Source organism: Caballeronia fortuita, assembly GCF_001544835.2.
Classification (GTDB): domain Bacteria; phylum Pseudomonadota; class Gammaproteobacteria; order Burkholderiales; family Burkholderiaceae; genus Caballeronia; species Caballeronia fortuita.
The window spans coordinates 1-15,828 of the sequence record NZ_FCNX02000035.1 but is presented as its reverse complement, the minus strand read 5'-3'; the positions used below and the strand labels follow the sequence as shown (position 1 = coordinate 15,828).

Annotated in this window: 18 protein-coding genes; 9 read left to right on the top strand and 9 right to left on the bottom strand. The window is 65.1% G+C overall.

Features of this window, described 5'->3' with window-relative positions; genetic code table 11:
* Positions 1-108 precede the first annotated feature (108 nt).
* The 5 genes from AWB77_RS33825 (at position 109) to AWB77_RS33805 (ending at position 4,924) form a co-directional block, all read left to right on the top strand.
* Positions 109-639 carry a DUF2889 domain-containing protein gene (locus tag AWB77_RS33825; protein ID WP_061138808.1) on the top strand — a complete coding sequence of 177 codons (531 nt, stop codon included), beginning with the start codon at positions 109-111 and terminating at the stop codon, positions 637-639.
* Between the two features lie 4 nt (positions 640-643).
* The gene (locus AWB77_RS33820) at positions 644-1,849 is read left to right on the top strand and encodes an MFS transporter (RefSeq protein WP_157694975.1); all 1,206 of its coding nucleotides are present in this window, start codon (positions 644-646) and stop codon (positions 1,847-1,849) included.
* A 235-nt stretch (positions 1,850-2,084) separates the two neighbouring features.
* Positions 2,085-3,161 (top strand): taurine ABC transporter substrate-binding protein, encoded by a 1,077-nt coding sequence (tauA, locus tag AWB77_RS33815; protein WP_208601600.1) that lies wholly within the window; start codon positions 2,085-2,087, stop codon positions 3,159-3,161.
* Positions 3,162-3,210: 49 nt separating this feature from the next.
* On the top strand, positions 3,211-4,026 hold the full coding sequence (locus AWB77_RS33810) for a taurine ABC transporter ATP-binding protein (protein ID WP_061138807.1): 816 nt from the start codon (positions 3,211-3,213) through the stop codon (positions 4,024-4,026).
* Positions 4,019-4,924 (top strand): ABC transporter permease subunit, encoded by a 906-nt coding sequence (locus tag AWB77_RS33805; protein WP_374728727.1) that lies wholly within the window; start codon positions 4,019-4,021, stop codon positions 4,922-4,924. The genes AWB77_RS33810 and AWB77_RS33805 overlap by 8 nt, the downstream gene beginning before the upstream one ends.
* Before the next feature lie 37 nt (positions 4,925-4,961).
* On the opposite strand, the gene AWB77_RS33800 is transcribed toward AWB77_RS33805, so the two are convergent.
* Positions 4,962-5,711 carry an SDR family NAD(P)-dependent oxidoreductase gene (locus AWB77_RS33800; RefSeq protein ID WP_061138806.1) on the bottom strand — a complete coding sequence of 250 codons (750 nt, stop codon included), beginning with the start codon at positions 5,709-5,711 and terminating at the stop codon, positions 4,962-4,964.
* Between the two features lie 159 nt (positions 5,712-5,870).
* Here AWB77_RS33800 and AWB77_RS33795 point away from each other — a divergent pair, with 159 nt between their 5' ends.
* Positions 5,871-6,815 carry a LysR family transcriptional regulator gene (locus tag AWB77_RS33795; protein WP_061138805.1) on the top strand — a complete coding sequence of 315 codons (945 nt, stop codon included), beginning with the start codon at positions 5,871-5,873 and terminating at the stop codon, positions 6,813-6,815.
* A gap of 90 nt (positions 6,816-6,905) precedes the next feature.
* Complete coding sequence (locus tag AWB77_RS33790; RefSeq protein WP_061138804.1) at positions 6,906-7,091, top strand: DUF2934 domain-containing protein; 186 nt, start codon at positions 6,906-6,908, stop codon at positions 7,089-7,091.
* A gap of 9 nt (positions 7,092-7,100) precedes the next feature.
* On the opposite strand, the gene AWB77_RS33785 is transcribed toward AWB77_RS33790, so the two are convergent.
* The 5 genes from AWB77_RS33785 to budC all read right to left on the bottom strand — a co-directional run bounded on the left by AWB77_RS33785 (position 7,101) and on the right by budC (position 11,789).
* Entirely contained in the window at positions 7,101-8,072 is a 972-nt protein-coding gene (locus tag AWB77_RS33785) for a chemotaxis protein CheB (RefSeq protein ID WP_061138803.1), read from the bottom strand.
* Between the two features lie 104 nt (positions 8,073-8,176).
* Positions 8,177-9,019 (bottom strand): ABC transporter permease subunit, encoded by an 843-nt coding sequence (locus tag AWB77_RS33780; protein ID WP_082852816.1) that lies wholly within the window; start codon positions 9,017-9,019, stop codon positions 8,177-8,179.
* Between the two features lie 23 nt (positions 9,020-9,042).
* Entirely contained in the window at positions 9,043-9,822 is a 780-nt protein-coding gene (locus tag AWB77_RS33775) for a taurine ABC transporter ATP-binding protein (protein WP_061138802.1), read from the bottom strand.
* Positions 9,819-10,847 carry a taurine ABC transporter substrate-binding protein gene (gene tauA, locus AWB77_RS33770; protein WP_061138801.1) on the bottom strand — a complete coding sequence of 343 codons (1,029 nt, stop codon included), beginning with the start codon at positions 10,845-10,847 and terminating at the stop codon, positions 9,819-9,821. Before tauA (AWB77_RS33770) ends, AWB77_RS33775 begins: the two co-directional genes overlap by 4 nt.
* A gap of 159 nt (positions 10,848-11,006) precedes the next feature.
* Positions 11,007-11,789: a meso-2,3-butanediol dehydrogenase gene (gene budC, locus AWB77_RS33765; RefSeq protein WP_061138800.1), complete on the bottom strand. Its 783-nt coding sequence runs from the start codon at positions 11,787-11,789 to the stop codon at positions 11,007-11,009.
* Between the two features lie 177 nt (positions 11,790-11,966).
* Between budC and AWB77_RS33760 the strand changes: the two genes are divergently transcribed.
* Positions 11,967-12,497, top strand: a complete 531-nt coding sequence (locus AWB77_RS33760; RefSeq protein WP_061138799.1) for a low affinity iron permease family protein — start codon at positions 11,967-11,969, stop codon at positions 12,495-12,497.
* Positions 12,498-12,524: 27 nt separating this feature from the next.
* Here the strand turns inward: AWB77_RS33760 and AWB77_RS33755 are convergent, their stop codons facing one another.
* A complete protein-coding gene (locus AWB77_RS33755) occupies positions 12,525-13,007 on the bottom strand; it encodes a DUF3597 domain-containing protein (protein WP_061138809.1) in 483 nt (160 codons plus the stop codon).
* A 133-nt stretch (positions 13,008-13,140) separates the two neighbouring features.
* On the opposite strand from AWB77_RS33755, the gene AWB77_RS33750 reads away from it, so the two are divergent.
* Positions 13,141-14,943, top strand: coding sequence for a RecQ family ATP-dependent DNA helicase (locus AWB77_RS33750; protein WP_061138798.1), 1,803 nt, complete (start codon positions 13,141-13,143; stop codon positions 14,941-14,943).
* Positions 14,944-14,960: 17 nt separating this feature from the next.
* Here AWB77_RS33750 and AWB77_RS33745 read toward each other — a convergent pair whose 3' ends face one another.
* Both AWB77_RS33745 and AWB77_RS33740 read right to left on the bottom strand, forming a co-directional pair.
* On the bottom strand, positions 14,961-15,425 hold the full coding sequence (locus AWB77_RS33745) for a response regulator (protein WP_244158740.1): 465 nt from the start codon (positions 15,423-15,425) through the stop codon (positions 14,961-14,963).
* 68 nt (positions 15,426-15,493) lie between these two features.
* The coding region (locus AWB77_RS33740) for a manganese catalase family protein (RefSeq protein WP_208601599.1) at positions 15,494-15,828 on the bottom strand (335 nt) is incomplete at its 5' end.

Below are 15,828 nucleotides of genomic sequence, written 5' to 3'. Positions count from 1 at the left end.
AAGGACCCGGAAGCGCCGATTTTCAGCGTGGCCGATTACGGTCTCGTCGGCGATCTGTTCTCGGTCGTGCCGGAACTCGTCGCGGCTGCATAACGCGTCGAGACCATCATGGAACGCGACCTGCTCCACACGCGCCGGATCGAGATCCACGGCTACAAACGCGCCGATGGCCTCTACGACATCGAAGGCACGCTCACGGACACGAAAGCCTACGACCGCACGTCGAACGGCGTCGTGCGCCGGGCAGGCGAGCCGATCCACGCGATGAAGCTGCGCATCACGCTCGGCAAGGACTTCCTCATCACCGATGCTCACGCCGAAGCGCCGAGTCTGCCCTATGCGGGCCATTGCGACGACGCGCCGCCCGTGTACGCGAAGCTCATCGGCATGACGCTCGCGCCGGGCTTCATGCGCGAAGTGCGCGAGCGTTTCGGCGGCGTGAAGGGCTGCACGCATCTGACCGAGCTGATCGGCGCGGTGGCGACCGTCGCGTTCCAGACGATGAGCGAAGAGTTGAACGCATCGAACGATGCAAGACCGTTCCAGCTCGACGGCTGCATCGCGCTGCGCACCGACGGCGCGGCCGTGCAGCGCTTCTATCCCGCGTGGTATCGCGGCGGCGCGGCGAAGGTGGAGTGAGCGCGTGGATACGCCGATAGAGCCGATAAAGCGCCGCCCGACATCGTCCACGCTGCGCTACCAGACCTTCACGCTCGGCTGCACGCTCGCGATCCAGGCCTTCGCGACCGGCGCGACGCTCGCTTTCCCGATCCTCGCCTCGATGATGCCCGGCTTGCGTCCCGCGCAGGTCGGCGTCTTTCTCGCGGTGGTGTACTTCGGCGCGATGATCGGCAGCGTGCTCGGCAGCGGTTTCGTGACGGGCTTCGGTCCCGTGCGCGCGTCGCAGGGCGCGCTCGTGCTGCAGGCCGCGGGCCTCGGATTGCTCGCGCTCGGTGAACCGAATCTGCGGCTCGTCGCGGCGCTGTTATGCGGCTTCGGCTACGGTCCGATCACGCCCGCCAGCTCGCAGATTCTCGCGCGCACGACGCCGCCCGAGCGCATGGGTCTCGCGTTCTCGCTCAAGCAGACGGGCGTGCCGCTCGGCGGGCTGCTGGCGGGCGCGGCGCTGCCGCTCGCGGCATCGCTGATGTCGTGGCAGGCGGCATTCGCCGCGCTCGCCTTATCGACGCTGATCGTGGCCGTCGCGAGCGGCGCGCTGCGCAGCCTCGACGATCAGGCGAGCGGGCACATCGCGATTTCGTCGACATGGCATCGGCCGATCATCGAAGTGCTCGCGCATCGCGGATTGCGCGCGATGGCCGTCGTCTCCCTGCTGTTTTCGGCGTGCCAGTTGTCGGTGAGCGGCTATTTGATGGCTTATCTGCATCAGCAGTTCGGTCTCGGGCTCGCGCAGTCGAGCGTGATCTACGCGGTGACGCAGGCGGCGGGCATCGGCGGGCGGCTCTTGTGGGGACATCTCGCGGATCGCACCGGCTCGTCGCGGCGCGTGCTGATCGGCGTATGCGTGCTGATGGCCGTGAGCGCGGCGGCCGTCGGCGCGTGGCCTGTGCAGTGGGGCGTGGTCGCGCTCGCGATCGCATCGGCGGTGTTGGGCGCGACGGCCATCGGCTGGAACGGCGTGTTTCTCGGCGAAGTCGCGCGGCTCGCACCAGCCGGGCGCGTCGCGGCCGTGACCGGCGGCGCGCTCTTTTTCACCTACTTCGGCGTCGTGATCGGGCCGCCCTGTTTCGGCTGGGCGGCGGAGCATTTGAACAGCATCGGGTTCGCGTATTGCGGGCTCGCGATCATGCCCGTCATCGCGCTCGTGCTGCTTCTGCGCCGCTTCTGACGCAGCGCGCGGGCGCTCGCCCGCATTCGCCCGCATTCTCCCGCCTTTTCCCGTTGCGCCCGCTTTGATCCGACGCAATGTGGACTCAACGATTGTTTCCGTCTGGCACTAACTTCCTGGATTTTTCGCTGTGGATACTCGGGCATCGGTTCGCCGCGCGCGCGAGCGGACCTGCACCGGAACAGGGAACGCCGCGCACCGGCGAGCCCGATTCTCCACTCCTCCAGGAAAGCACATGAAAACGATCCGCGCCTCTGGCTTCAAGTTCCTGCCCGGCAAGCTGCTTCGAAGGTTCGCGCCGGTGCGCGCGCTCGCCACGCTCGCGATCGCCGCGTGCGCGTGGGGCATCGCGCAGCCCGGCCACGCCGAAGAGAAGGAAGTGACGATCGCGTACCAGCAGATCGTCGATCCGTGGGTCGTCGGCATCGCCGATGGCTCCATCGCCAGGGCGACCGGCTACAAGATCAACTGGCGCCAGTTCGAATCCGGCGCGAAGGTGGCGACCGCGATGGCATCGGGCGATGTCAAGATCGGCGTGATCGGATCGAGCCCGCTTGCCGCCGCCGTCAGTCAGGGCGTCGACGCGCAGCTCTTCTGGATCCTCGACAACATCAACGAAGCCGAAGCGATGGTCGTGCGCAACGGCTCGGGCATCGCAAAACCGGCCGATCTGAAGGGCAAGACCATCGGCGTGCCGTTCGTTTCGACGACGCACTATCACACGATGTTCGCGCTCAAGCACTGGGGCATCGATCCGTCGTCGGTGAAGATTCTCAACATGCAGCCGAATCAGATCGCGGCGGCGTGGGAGCGCGGCGACATCGACGCGGCCTATGTGTGGGACCCGGCGCTCTCGCAGCTCAAGAAGAGCGGCAAGGTGCTCGTCACGTCGGGCGATCTGTCGAAGCTCGGCAAGCCGACTTTCGATGGCATCGCGGTCGATCGCGCGTGGGGCGAAGCGAACAGGGACTTCATGGCGAAGTTCGTCAAGGCCATCGCCGATCTCGACGCGCAGTATCGCAACGATCCGTCGAAATGGACCGCGCAGTCGCAGCAGGCCGCGGCCATCGCGAAGACGATCGGCGGCGCGCCCGCGGACGTGCCGGGATCGCTCGCGCTGTACGGCTATCCGTCGGCGCAGGAGCAGGCATCGAAGCAATGGCTCGGCGGCGGCGCATCGAGCCGCGCAGCCTTCGCGCTCAAGGACACGGCGGACTTCCTGAAGGAGCAGAAGCGCGTCAACGCGGTGCTGCCCGACTATTCGAAGTACGTGACGGCGGAATACGTCGAGGCCGCCGAAAAGCTGAAATGAGCCCGGCCTCGCGCCGCTTGAACTTGCCTATCCGAGTCCGGGAGGACATATGGGTTGCATGCAGGTAAGGAACGTCAGTGTGGTATTTCCCGGACGACGCCCGGGCGAGCGCGTGCAGGCGCTCGATGGCATCGATCTCACGATCGGCGATGGCGAGTTCGTCGTCGCGCTCGGTGCGTCGGGGTGCGGAAAGACGACGCTGCTGTCGCTGATGGCGGGATTCATCGCGCCTTCGTCCGGTGAGATGCTGCTCAACGGCAGGCCGGTCGAAGGGCCGGGCGCCGATCGCGGCGTGGTGTTTCAGAAGCATGCGCTCCTGCCGTGGCTCAACGTGCTCGACAACGCCACGTTCGGCCTCAAGCTGCAAGGCGTGCCGAAGGCGCAGCGCGAGGACATCGCGAAACGCAATCTCGCGCTCGTCGGCTTGCAGGATTTTCATCGGCACATGATCTATCAGTTGTCGGGCGGCATGCAGCAGCGCGTGGGCATTGCGCGCGCGCTGACCTGCGATCCCGCGATGCTGCTGATGGACGAGCCGATGGCCGCGCTCGATGCGCTCACGCGCGAGACCATCCAGGAACTGCTGCTCGACGTGTGGCAGCGCACGCAGAAGATGTTCTTCTTCATCACGCACAGCGTGGAGGAAGCGCTCTTTCTGGCGAGCCGGCTGATCGTGATGTCGCCGCGGCCTGGCCGCATCACGCATAGCTACGATCTCGATTTCAACCGGCGCTTTCTTGCCACCCGCGATGCGCGCGCGATCAAGTCGAGCCCGGATTTCATCGAGATGCGCGAGCGCGTGCTCGGCATCATCTACGGCGACGAGCGCGCCGCGCATCACGCCGAGGAGGTTCATCATGGATAAGCGCGCATCGATGACGGTGCCGGGCGCCGCGCTCGAAAGCGGCATCGGCGCATCGCGGCAGCCGCCGGGACGCCCCGCGCGGCAGTCGAAGAAAAAGCCGGTCAAACCGGGCGATACCTTCGGCGTGCCCGGTTACGGCAGCAGTCTTGCGATGAGCATCGCGACCGTCGCGGTGCTTCTTGCCGGATGGTTTCTGATTACCGGCATGCACTGGGTCAAGCCGCTCTTTCTGCCTTCGCCGCAAGCGGTGTATGCGAAGTTCGTTTCGGTGGCAAGCGAAGGCTTCGCCAATTCGACGCTCACGGAACATATCGCCGCGAGCTTGCTGCGCGTGTTCGGCGCGTTCGCGCTCGCCTGCGCGACGGCGATTCCCGTCGGCGTGCTGATGGGCGTCTCGCGTCACGCGCGCGGCGTGTTCGATCCGCCGATCGAGTTCTATCGGCCGCTGCCGCCGCTCGCTTATCTGCCGCTCATCATCATCTGGTTCGGCATCGGCGAGTTCTCGAAGGTCTTCCTGATCTATCTCGCGATCTTCGCGCCGCTCGCGATCGCCGCGCGCGCGGGCGTGCGTTCGGTATCGATCGAGCAGATTCATGCCGCGTATTCGATGGGCGCGTCGCGTGCGCAAGTCGTCACGCACGTGATTCTGAAGTCCGCATTGCCGGAGATTTTCACGGGGATGCGCATCGGCATCGGCGTGGGCTGGACGACGCTCGTCGCCGCGGAGATGGTCGCATCGACGCGCGGCCTCGGCTTCATGGTGCTCAATGCCGCCGAGTTCCTCGCGAGCGATGTCGTCATCATGGGCATCATCGTCATCGGCTTTTTCGCGCTGTGCTTCGATGTATTGATGCGCTATCTCGAGAAGGCGATGGTGCCGTGGAAAGGCCGCGTCTGAGCGCCCGCGACGAGTCCGGGGGCGCTCTCGAGCACGCTCAGACTTGCGCCATGCCGCCGTCGACGAACAACTCGGTGGCGTTGATGAAACTCGCCGAGTCCGACGCAAGGAAAGCCACCGCCTTGCCGATTTCCTCGGGCTCGCCGAGACGTCCGAGCGGCACCTGCGATGCGAGCGCGTCGTACAGTCCCTGACGGGCTTCCTCGGGCACGAGGCCGCCGAGGCCCGGCGTGCGGATCGGGCCGGGGCTCACGACGTTCACGCGAATGCCGCGATCCTTCAGGTCCAACGCCCACGAGCGCGCAAAATTGCGCACGGCTGCCTTGCTCGCGCTGTACACGCTGAAGCTGGCCGTGCCGGTGACCGACGTGATCGACGAAGTGAGGATCACCGACGCGCCATCGACGAGCAGCGGCAGCGCCTTTTGCACCGTGAACAGCACACCCCGCACGTTGGTGCCGAAGATGCGGTCGAAGTGCTCTTCGGTGATCGCGCCAAGCGGCATCATGTCGCCGCCGCCCGCGTTGGCGAAGAGGATGTCGAGCTTGCCGGCGGTTTCGGCGATTTGCGCATACACCCCGTCCAGATCCGACAGCACCGATGCATCCGCGCGAATCGCGGTGGCCGCCGCGCCGATTGCCGCGACGGCTGCATCGAGTTCGGCCTGACGACGGCCCGTGATGAAGACGCGCGCGCCTTGCTGCGCGAGTTCCTTCGCCGCCGCGAGGCCGATGCCCGTGCTGCCGCCGGTGACGAGGGCGATCTTTCCGTTCAGTTGCTTGTTCATGACGTGCTCCGTTTCGTGAGTTGAGAGACTTTTGGCTTAGCCCTGCGTCGGGCATGAATGCACTTTAAGCGCGCGCCGTTTATTGATAAATGGCGATAAAACGAAATGACTATCCACGCGCATGTATAATCGGCGGATCTTCTTGCCGGGACGAATCGAATGGATCAGTTATTGGCGATGCGCGCATTCGCCCGCGTCGTGGAGGCGGGCAGTTTCACGCGCGCGGCGGATTCGCTTGACGTCCCCAACGCGACGATGAGCAAGCTGGTTCAGGAACTCGAAGCGCATCTGGGTGCGCGGCTGTTGCAGCGCACTACGCGCCGCGTCACGGTCACGCCGGAAGGCCAGGAATACTATGCGAAGGCTACGCGCATTCTTCGCGATCTCGAAGACATCGACACATCGTTCAACGTCGCGCGCGGCAACCCGCGCGGGCACTTGCGGATCGATGTCGGCGGTCTGCCGGCAAGGGAAGTGCTGATCCCGCTGCTGCCCGATTTCGTCGCACGCTATCCCGACATCCGCATCGACCTCGGCGTGGCCGATCGCGCCGTCGATCTCATCAGCGACAACGTGGATTGCGTGATTCGCGGCGGACCGCTGGACAACTCGTCGCTGATTGCCCGGTCCATCGGCGAAGCGCCGATGATTACGTGCGCGACGCCGGCCTATCTGAAGCAGTTCGGCGTGCCGGCGTATCCGGAGGAACTCAAGAACGGGCACAGGCTGATCGGCTACTTGTCGCCGCAGAACGGCCGGGCGATGCCGTTTCGCTTCGAGCGCGATGGCGAGCGCAGTGAAATCAAGGTGGAGCATCGCATCGGCGTCAACGAGAGCAATGCGCATCTGGCGGCGTGCCTTGCGGGTCTCGGCATCGTTCAGACGTTTGCGTATGCGGCGAATCCGGCGATCCGCGATGGCGCGCTCGTGGAGATTCTGAAGAAATGGCGGCCGCCGGCGTATCCGTTTCATGTCGTTTATCCGCAGAACCGGCACGTGACGCATCGGTTGCGCGTGTTCATCGACTGGCTGCTGGCGTGCTTTCCGGCGGCGCTTCATGCGGCGACGCGGCCGGCGCGCGCGGAGTCCCGAACCGAGCGATAGGGCGGACATGCGGCACGGCGGTTGCTGTGTCGGGTCAGCGAGAAAACGCTCGCGCCTGGCGATCACTTCGACATTTCAACGGAGGCACTCATGGACGATCAAAAAGAGCAGGACCGCATTCGACGCCGCGCCTATGAGATGTGGGAACGCGAGGGCGGCCCCGAGGGACGCGCCGAAGAGTTTTGGGAAAAGGCGATAGCGTCGCTCGAGGCCGAGGACTCGCAGGGTTCGGGCGGCGGCGAGGCCGGCGAGAAGACGAGCGCGGCCGCGAAGTAAGCGCGCCGGTTATCGTTTCAGAAGGTCCATCACGATCGACTCGGCGTTGCTCAGCCGTTTGATGTCGGCCGAGAGTGTGCGGCCTTCTTCCTCCGACGCGGTTTCGAGCCGCGCCCTCGCAAGCGAGATGCGCTCCTGGATCCCGCGCAGCACGGACCAGAGCGCTTCTTCGCTTCGCCGTTCCTGCGATGCGTGCAATGTCGCGGCAGAGAATGCGTGACCGGTGTGGCACCGGTAGCGCAGCGGCGGATAGTGATTCACTTTCGACAGAACGCCGCCGCACTCCGGGCATGTGAGGTCGCTTGGGGTCGCGATGGCGCGCAGCTCGTCAGGGTCGGCGGTGCCGCGCATCGCGAGCGCGGTTTCGACATCGGCGACATGCCTGATGAGTTCGTCCGTCGATGCAAGATCGGCGGGCGCTTTCGCCAGCAGCACGGAAATGAGCTGTCCGATCTCCGCTGCAGGCGCGATAAGCGCGTCGCGCACCGCATCGATCGCGTTCTGCGGCATGCTCGCCGCGCGGCATTCGGCGGGATTCTGGACGAGCGCAATGCCGCCGCACGCGCGCACGGCATAGAGCCCGGCGGCGCCGTCGTCGAGTTCGCCGCTCAGCACGATCCCGATGACGCGCGAACCGTAATTCACCGCCGCCGACCGGAACAGCGGATCGGCTGCGGGCCGCGAGAAATTCTCCTTGGCGCCGGAAGACAGGAAGGTCTTGCCGTTCTCGATGAGCAAGTGGCGATCGGGCGGCGCGATGTAAATCGCGGACGTGTCGAACGGCTGGCCGTCTTCGGCGTGCCGGATGGGCAGGGCGCAATCGCCCTGGAAGATCTCCGGCAGGATGCTCGTCTGCGTACCGATGTGCATGACGACGAAGACGGTCGCCTGCAGATCGGCCGGCAATGCCGCGAGTAGTTCCTTGAGCGGCCCGAATCCGCCGGTCGATCCAGCAATGACGACAATGTCCCGGTTATGCATGATTTTTCGCTTGTGGTCAGATCGCATGTGTGTGGCTTTTCATGCGTTCCTAGCACGAGCTATGCCGGGGCGGGCGGCGGGTCGAAGATCGTTCTATCCCAGCCTCACCGCCCCTTCCAGGGCACGAGCCGCCGCTCCAGCACGCGCATGCCGAAGTCGAAGACCCACGCGATCGCGCCGATCAGCACGATGCCCATCACGACGACATCGGTGCGCAGGAAGCTCGACGCATTGAGCACCATCTGCCCGAGGCCGGCGGTCGCGGCCACCATCTCCGCCGCGACGAGCGTCGTCCAGCCGAAGCCCACGGCGATGCGCAAGCCCGTCAATATCTCGGGCAGCGCGGCCGGCAGCACGACATGCCGCACGACCTGCCGGAAGTTCGCGCCGAGCGACCACGCGGCGTTCACCTGCTCGGCAGTCGCGCTCCTGACGCCGGCGCGCGCGGCCATCGCGATCGGCGCGAAACACGCGAGCCAGATGACGACGATCTTCGCGGTCTCGTCGATACCGAAGTAGATAACGACGAGCGGCAGATAAGCGAGCGGCGGAAGCGGCCGATAAAACTCCAGCGGCGGATCGAGCACGCCGCGCGCGATGCGGCTCACGCCCATCAGAATGCCGACGGGCACCGCCGTCACGACCGCCAGCGCGAACGCACCGAACACACGGATCGCGCTCCACAAAAGATGCTCGGAGAGCGGCAATCCGCCCTGAAGCCGCCCATGCGAGGCGTCGACGAACGCGTGCCACACCGCCTCGGGCGACGGCAAGAAGAGCGGCGGCAGCCAGTGGAAATGCGTGGCGGCCCACCACAGCGCCGCGAGCGTCGCGACGCACAGCGCGCTGGGCAGCGCGGTTGGGCCCGCGCCCGGCATCCCGCGATAACGTCCGCCACGCCTCGGGCTTTTCCGTCGAGCGGCAGGCAGCGCGGCTGCATGCGGCATCGGCATATCGTGAGCGCGCCGGTTCACGCCGCCTCCGTTTCGGTGCGATGCAGCCGGCGCGTCAACCGCTCGCGCCATTCGATGAACGCGGGCGACGACTTCACCGCGCGCGCATCGCGGTGGCGAACGTAGTCGCGCGAAAAGGGGAGTTCATGCACTTCGTCGATACGCCCCGGACCCGGAGTCATCAGCACGAGCCGCGTCGCGAGAAAGAGCGCTTCCTCCACGCTATGCGTGATGAAGAACACCGTCTTGCCCGTGCGCGACCAGACATCGAGCACGAGTTCCTGCACGGTCTCGCGCGTGAGCGCATCGAGCGCGCCCATCGGTTCGTCCATCAACAGGACTTCCGGATCGCTCGCGAGCGCCCGCGCAATGCCGACGCGTTGCTGCATGCCGCCCGACAGCGCATGGACCTTCGCCTGTTCATGTCGCGCGAGGCCGACGAGCGCAAGCGTGCGACGCGCGATCTCGTAGCGTTCGTCGCGCTTCACGCCGCGAAAGCGCAGGCCGAGCGCGACATTGTCGATGACGTTGAGCCACGGCATCAACGCGTGCTTCTGGAACACGACGCCGCGTTCCGCGCCGGGACCGTCGATGGGTTCGCCATTGAGCGACGCTTCGCCTTCGGTCGGCTCCAGAAACCCCGCGAGGCAATTCAAGAGCGTGGTCTTGCCGCATCCCGATGCACCCAGCGCCACGACGAATTCGCCGCTGCCGATCTGCAAGTCGACGCCCTTCAACGCGGGCGTGCTCGCGCCTTCATACGTGACGCCGAGATTGCGGATGGAGAGCGATGTCATTTCGCGGCCTGCTGCACGAAGCGCGGATCGACGCCCGTGGAGTAATCCGCGAGCACGTTCTGGATCGTGCCCTGTTGCTTGAGAAACTGCGCGGTGGCCGCGAGCGACTTCGCCGCGCCCGACTGCGCGCCACCGCCGAGCCATGTCGCCGATGCCTGTTCGCCCGCGCTCGGGAACGCGTAGAGCGCGAGACTCGCGGGCACGTCGGCGGCGTTCGCGCCGGATTCCTGCGCGACGGCCTGCACCTGTTTCGATGCGGCCGTCCAGTCGGCTTTGTGGTCGCGATATTGCGCGTCGGTATCGGCGAGAACCTTGACGAAGCCGTTCAGGAACGCGGCGTTGTCCTGCGCGAACTTGCGCGACGCGACGAAGCCGTCGAAGGTCGCCTTGCCCGATTCCTTTGCGACTTCGCCCGACGTGACGATCACCTTGCCGTTCTGCTTGGCCTTGGCGAGCACCGGGTCCCAGATGTACGTCGCGTCGATGTTGCCGCGCTCCCACGCGGCCGCGACTTCCGGCGGACGCAGATTGACGATCTTCACCGTCGACGGATCGACGCCTGCCTGCTGCAACGCGACGAGCGCATGAAAGTGCGACGTCGACACATACGGCACGCCGAGCGTCTTGCCCTTCAGATCGGCGAGCTTCGTCACGCCGGAGCCGTTGCGCGCGACGAGCGCTTCGGCGTCGTTGATGTTGTCGAGAATCCAGAAGAGCGAAAGATCGACGCCTTGCGACAGCCCCGCCGCGATCGGGCTCGATCCGGCTTCGCCCAACTGTATCGAACCGGACGCGAGCGCGCGGATGACGTCCGCGCCGCTGCCCAGCTTGCGATACGTGACCTTGTAGCCGGTCGCCTTCTCCACCGCGCCGCTCGCCTGCGCGTAACGCCAGGGCACGACCATGTCCTGATAGCCGATGACCACTTCGCGTGTTTCGGCGTTTGCGTGAGCGGGTGCAAGTGCAGCAATAACGATGGACGCGATGCCGGCGATCAGCGCGCGGCGATGGATCGAATGTTTCATGGAGCGGACGAAGGGATGTGTGGTGAAGCCTTCGACTATAGGCACTTCGCGTGCCTCCGCTACCAATCTTTCGTGCGTAGCAAATGAAGCGGAACGTGCTTCACTTATACGTTTTCGCCGCGCTGGCGGGCTTTCAGCCGACGAAGCCCTTCCGCGCACTCATGCCTGCGGCGGCTGTCCGTTGGACGCGCTGAGACCGCCATCCACGGGCAGATTGACGCCGGTCACGAAGCGCGCGTCGTCGCTTGCGAGGAAGGCGATGACCGCCGCGATATCGTCGGGCTTCGCCGCGCGTCCGAGCGGAATGCGCTCGCGGAAATTCGCCATCAGTTGTTCGTTGCCGAGCATATCCTGCGTGAGGTCGGATTCGGTGAGGCTCGGGCAGACGGCGTTGACACGCACACCGTCGCGGCCGTGATCCATCGCGAGCGCGCGCGTGAAGTTGGTCACCGCGCCCTTCGCCGCGTTGTAGAAGCTCATGCCCCAGTCGCCGCCCAATCCCGATACCGAAGATACATTCACGATCGAGCCTCGCGCATCGATCAGATGTCGTATCGCTGCACGGCTGCAATAAAACACGCCGTCGAGATCGGTCGACATGATCGCGCGCCAGTCATCGAGCGATGCTTCGTCGATGCGTCCCGTCGGCGCGACGCCCGCGTTGTTGACGAGCACGTCGATGCGCCCGAAGCGCGCAACGGTTGCATCGATCAATTGCTGCGCCTCTTCGTATTTCGATGCATCGAAGGTATGCACGAGCGTGCGCGCATCGTCGAGATCGCGCGCGACACGATCGAGCTTCTCGCGCGTGCGTCCGGCCAGCACGACCGATGCTCCTTCGGCCGCGAAACGCCGTGCCGCGCCTTCGCCGATGCCTGATCCCGCGCCGGTCACGATGATCACTTTCGATTGGAAACGGGTGCTGTGTCGAGAGTCGTTCATGGTCGTTCAAAAGAAGAAGTTGCGGCGATCGAATGCGCCGTGGATATGCCGGTGACGACAGCAGTCGGTGTGCCCGTCGCTTCTGAACGAGAACGGTTTCAGTGTGCCAAAGCCACGCGTATGTACTTCGAAAGCTGCGGTTGATACATTGATTTATCCCGCTTTGAATACACGCACATGAACCTGAAAAATCCCTTTCCCGATGCCGCGCCGATGGACACCGTCCCATCGACATCGAGCCCGGGCTATGCCAAGGCAAACCCTGTCACGCGCGCGTTCGATGCGTTCGCGAGCACCGTCACGCGCTGGGCCGGATCGCCCGTTGCGTTCGGGCTCGCGGTCATTTCCATCGTCGTATGGCTCGTGGCCGGTCCCATCTTCAAGTTCTCGGAAGGCTGGCAACTCGTCATCAACACGGGCACGACCATCGTCACGTTTCTGATGGTGTTCCTCATTCAACAGAGCGCGAACAAGGACAGCGTCGCCATGCATCTGAAGCTCAACGAATTGCTTGCGTCGCACAAGCGGGCGAGCAATCAGCTCATCGGCATCGAAGACGCGACGGAGGACGATCTACGCAAGCTGGCCGCCGCGTATCTGCAACTCGCATCGGAAAAGAACAGCGAAGGCGCACCCGCCGCCGACGATGGCGCTACGGCCGAAATTGCGCGCCGGCTCGCGAAAGCACATGCGCGCAACGCGCGATGACGGCGTGCCGCGCTACGCGATGCCGTGCTACTTCAGATCGGCAGGCACCTTGCCGCCGTTTTCCGCGAGCTTCGTCATGACCTGCTTGTGAAGCCAGATGTTCATCGCGGCGGAGTCGTCGGTGTTGCCGGTGTAGTGCAGTTCCTTCGCCAGTTCCTTGCGCGATTCGAGACTGCTGTCGAGATCGAGCAGCTTCAACAGATCGACGATGGATGTGCGCCAGTTGAGCGTCGCGCCGCTTTGCTGCTGCTTCTGCGTGAGGATCGCATCGACGTCCACTTCGGGTAGCGGCGTGACCGGCGTGCGCGCAGGCTCGACGCCGGGCGTCGCGGGCGTGCCGGCCGCGCCGCTTGCCGAACCGATCGGCGTGCTCGTCGGATTGCGCGATGGCGTCGAGTTCGATGCAGGCGCGGCATTCGGCGCGGCAGGCGGCACGGTCCCGCCCGAAGCGGCGGTCGCCGGATGGTCGTGCGGGAAGATCTTGTTCAGGATGTTCGAAAAGATACTCATGGTTTCCTCCATGCACAGTTGATGTATGTTGCCGAACGCTTCGCGCATGAAACGTGCCGCGCGCGTTCGAGCGTGCAGGACGTAAGGGCACGCGGTTTGCTCGAACCGCTCGTCCAATCACCGAAGCAAACTCATGCAATCCACTGCAAAGCGCGCGCGCAAACCGCTCGACCGCGACCTCGAAAACGCGTTGCGCAAAGTCTTCGGCTTCCCGCATCTGCGGCCGGGACAAGACGATGTCATCCGCAGCGTGATGGACGGACACGATACGCTCGCCGTCATGCCGACCGGCGCGGGGAAGTCGCTGTGCTATCAGTTGCCCGCGCTGCAATTTGAAGGCGTGACGCTCATCGTGTCGCCGCTGATATCGCTCATGCGCGATCAGGCGACGAAGCTCGATGAAGCCGGCATCGCCGCCGCCGTGCTCAACAGCGCGCTGCCCGCGAGCGAAGCGCGCGACGCAATGGACGCCTTCCGCAATCACGCGTTGCGCATGCTCTTCGTCACGCCGGAGCGTCTCGTCGATCCGGCATTCATCGACGATCTGAACGCGCAAGGCGCGCCTGAAATCGCGCTCGTCGTGGTCGATGAAGCGCATTGCATTTCGCAGTGGGGTCACGACTTCCGGCCCGCGTATGTCGAACTCGTTCACGCGATAAAACAGCTCGGCCGCCCGCCGATACTCGCGCTTACCGCGACCGCGACGCCTGCCGTCATGGTCGATATCGTGCGTGAACTCGGCATGCGGCAAGTCAATGTGATTCATACGGGCGTGTATCGCGAGAACCTGCACTTCACCGTCGAACAACTGACGAATCCCGAGGACAAGCGCAGGCGCGTGATCGAACTCGCGCGCGAAGAAGCAGGCAGCGGCATCGTGTATTGCGCCACGATCGCGCAATGCGAGGCGCTTCATGCTGCGCTCGTCGATTCCGGCGTGACGGCCGAGCGCTATCACGGCAAGCTCGCGGCGAGCGCGCGCTCCGCATCGCAGGATGCGTTCATGGAGGACCGCGTGCGCGTGATGGTCGCGACGAATGCGTTCGGCATGGGCATCGACAAGCCCGATATCCGCTTTGTCATTCATGCGCAGATGCCGGGCAGTCTCGATGCGTATTACCAGGAAGCGGGCCGCGCGGGACGCGATGGCGAGCCTGCGCGCTGCACGCTGCTGTTCGAACTGAAGGACAAGCAGGTGCAGCAGTTCTTTCTCAGCGGACGCTATCCGAGCGCGCAGACGATCGAACGCGTCGCGCGGACCGTGCGCGATCTCGCGAACGAAACCAGCGGCAAGACGCTCGAAAAGCCGATCGCGCGTTTGCGTGAAGCAATGCCCGACATCGGCGCAAACAAGCTGCGCGTGGCGGCGACCTTGCTCAACGATATCGGCATGACGCGGCGCACGCGTCGTGGCGGCATGAAACTGATCGATGCCGGCGACGACAAGTCCGCCATTCGTCTCGACGATGCATCGCGCGAATACGCGGCCCGCGCCGAGCGCGATCGCGCGGTGCTGGAACGCATCATCGGCTATGCACAGAGCGCGCAGTGCCGCTGGCGCATGTTGCTCGACTACTTCGCGCACAACATCGACGAGCGTCGCGCGTCTGCCGAGTTCGCCGTCGATGCGCGCTACAGCACACCCGACGACGAACTCGACGGCAAGACATGCGGCGTGTGCGACAACTGCCTGCATCCGCCGGAGGTGATCGAGAGTCCGCGCGAGCATCGCGAGCAGATGCGTATCGACGAAGAAGCGAAGCCGAAGCGGGTTGCACGCACGTTCGAGACGGGCGAGCGCGTGCGTGTGCGGCGCTATGGCGAAGGCGTCGTTGAGATGGTGAGCGGCGAGCGCGTCGCCGTGCGCTTCCCCGACGATGCGACGCGCACGTTCGTCGCGGAATTCGTGAGAAGGGTGCCTGGCGAATTGCGTTGAGTTGCGATGAACTCCGGTCACCGCGCGGGCGGTGTCGGCAGGAAGTGGCGAAGCAGTGGCGCGAACGTCGTTGCATCGGTCGGCTTGGCGCAGAACGCGTCGAAGCCGGCGTGCCGCGCGCGTTCCAGATCGGCCTCACTGGCCGCCGCCGAATGAGCGATCAGGATCGTCTCGGATGTATTCGCGTCCGCGCGCAGGCGGGCGGCGACTTCGAGGCCGGACATGTCGGGCATCCAGATATCGAGCAGGACGACTTCGGGCTTGCAGCGTGCGGTCGCATCGATGGCGAGGCGGCCGCCGTAGACGGCGTCGGCGTCGAAACCGCAGATGGCGAGCACCATGCTGATGGCGTCGGCGGTATCGGCGTAGTCGTCGACCACCAGCACGCGTGGCGTGCCGGGCGCGGTCTTCTTTCTGCGCGTCCAGATCGCGCATTTCGGTGTCAGGTAATCGCTCGCGGCATTCATGATGGTTGATCTCAACGGAATGATTCGAGCCTCGGTCGTGCCATCGGCGGCGCTGCCGCGAGTCGCGGCAGCGCCGGCCGGTCTTACACCTCGTTGGCCTTGCCCGCGCCCAGATCGGCGCCTGTGGTCGGATCGGCGGACGGATCGGACGCCGTGCGCGATGCCATCGCCTGCAGCACTTCGACGTCCTGTTCGGTCACGGTGACGGTCGCCGTGCCATCGCCGCCATCGACTGCCGGCTGCGGATCCTCGACGAACTTCCAGTCGCCGCCTTCGTTCCAGGGACCGCGCGCGTCGTCGCCCTTCGACATGTTGAAGTAGACGCTCGTGAACTCCGGCTCGCCCGGCAGCTTGCCTTGCGGGAAGTTCGGCTGGATCGAATGCAGCGCCTTTTCGAACGACTTCTGATGCGCGATTT

What these genes read in the sequence shown, in the direction of transcription:
- AWB77_RS33750 (WP_061138798.1), top strand. Translation starts at nt 13,141, where the DNA reads ATGCAATCCACTGCAAAGCGCGCGCGCAAACCGCTCGACCGCGACCTC.
- AWB77_RS33800 (WP_061138806.1), bottom strand. Translation starts at nt 5,711, where the DNA reads ATGAACAAGCAACTGAACGGAAAGATCGCCCTCGTCACCGGCGGCAGC.
- AWB77_RS33785 (WP_061138803.1), bottom strand. Translation starts at nt 8,072, where the DNA reads ATGCATAACCGGGACATTGTCGTCATTGCTGGATCGACCGGCGGATTC.
- AWB77_RS33810 (WP_061138807.1), top strand. Translation starts at nt 3,211, where the DNA reads ATGGGTTGCATGCAGGTAAGGAACGTCAGTGTGGTATTTCCCGGACGA.
- AWB77_RS33825 (WP_061138808.1), top strand. Translation starts at nt 109, where the DNA reads ATGGAACGCGACCTGCTCCACACGCGCCGGATCGAGATCCACGGCTAC.
- AWB77_RS33805 (WP_374728727.1), top strand. Translation starts at nt 4,019, where the DNA reads ATGGATAAGCGCGCATCGATGACGGTGCCGGGCGCCGCGCTCGAAAGC.
- AWB77_RS33760 (WP_061138799.1), top strand. Translation starts at nt 11,967, where the DNA reads ATGAACCTGAAAAATCCCTTTCCCGATGCCGCGCCGATGGACACCGTC.
- AWB77_RS33755 (WP_061138809.1), bottom strand. Translation starts at nt 13,007, where the DNA reads ATGAGTATCTTTTCGAACATCCTGAACAAGATCTTCCCGCACGACCAT.
- AWB77_RS33790 (WP_061138804.1), top strand. Translation starts at nt 6,906, where the DNA reads ATGGACGATCAAAAAGAGCAGGACCGCATTCGACGCCGCGCCTATGAG.
- budC (WP_061138800.1), bottom strand. Translation starts at nt 11,789, where the DNA reads ATGAACGACTCTCGACACAGCACCCGTTTCCAATCGAAAGTGATCATC.
- tauA (WP_208601600.1), top strand. Translation starts at nt 2,085, where the DNA reads ATGAAAACGATCCGCGCCTCTGGCTTCAAGTTCCTGCCCGGCAAGCTG.
- AWB77_RS33795 (WP_061138805.1), top strand. Translation starts at nt 5,871, where the DNA reads ATGGATCAGTTATTGGCGATGCGCGCATTCGCCCGCGTCGTGGAGGCG.
- tauA (WP_061138801.1), bottom strand. Translation starts at nt 10,847, where the DNA reads ATGAAACATTCGATCCATCGCCGCGCGCTGATCGCCGGCATCGCGTCC.
- AWB77_RS33775 (WP_061138802.1), bottom strand. Translation starts at nt 9,822, where the DNA reads ATGACATCGCTCTCCATCCGCAATCTCGGCGTCACGTATGAAGGCGCG.
- AWB77_RS33780 (WP_082852816.1), bottom strand. Translation starts at nt 9,019, where the DNA reads ATGCCGCATGCAGCCGCGCTGCCTGCCGCTCGACGGAAAAGCCCGAGG.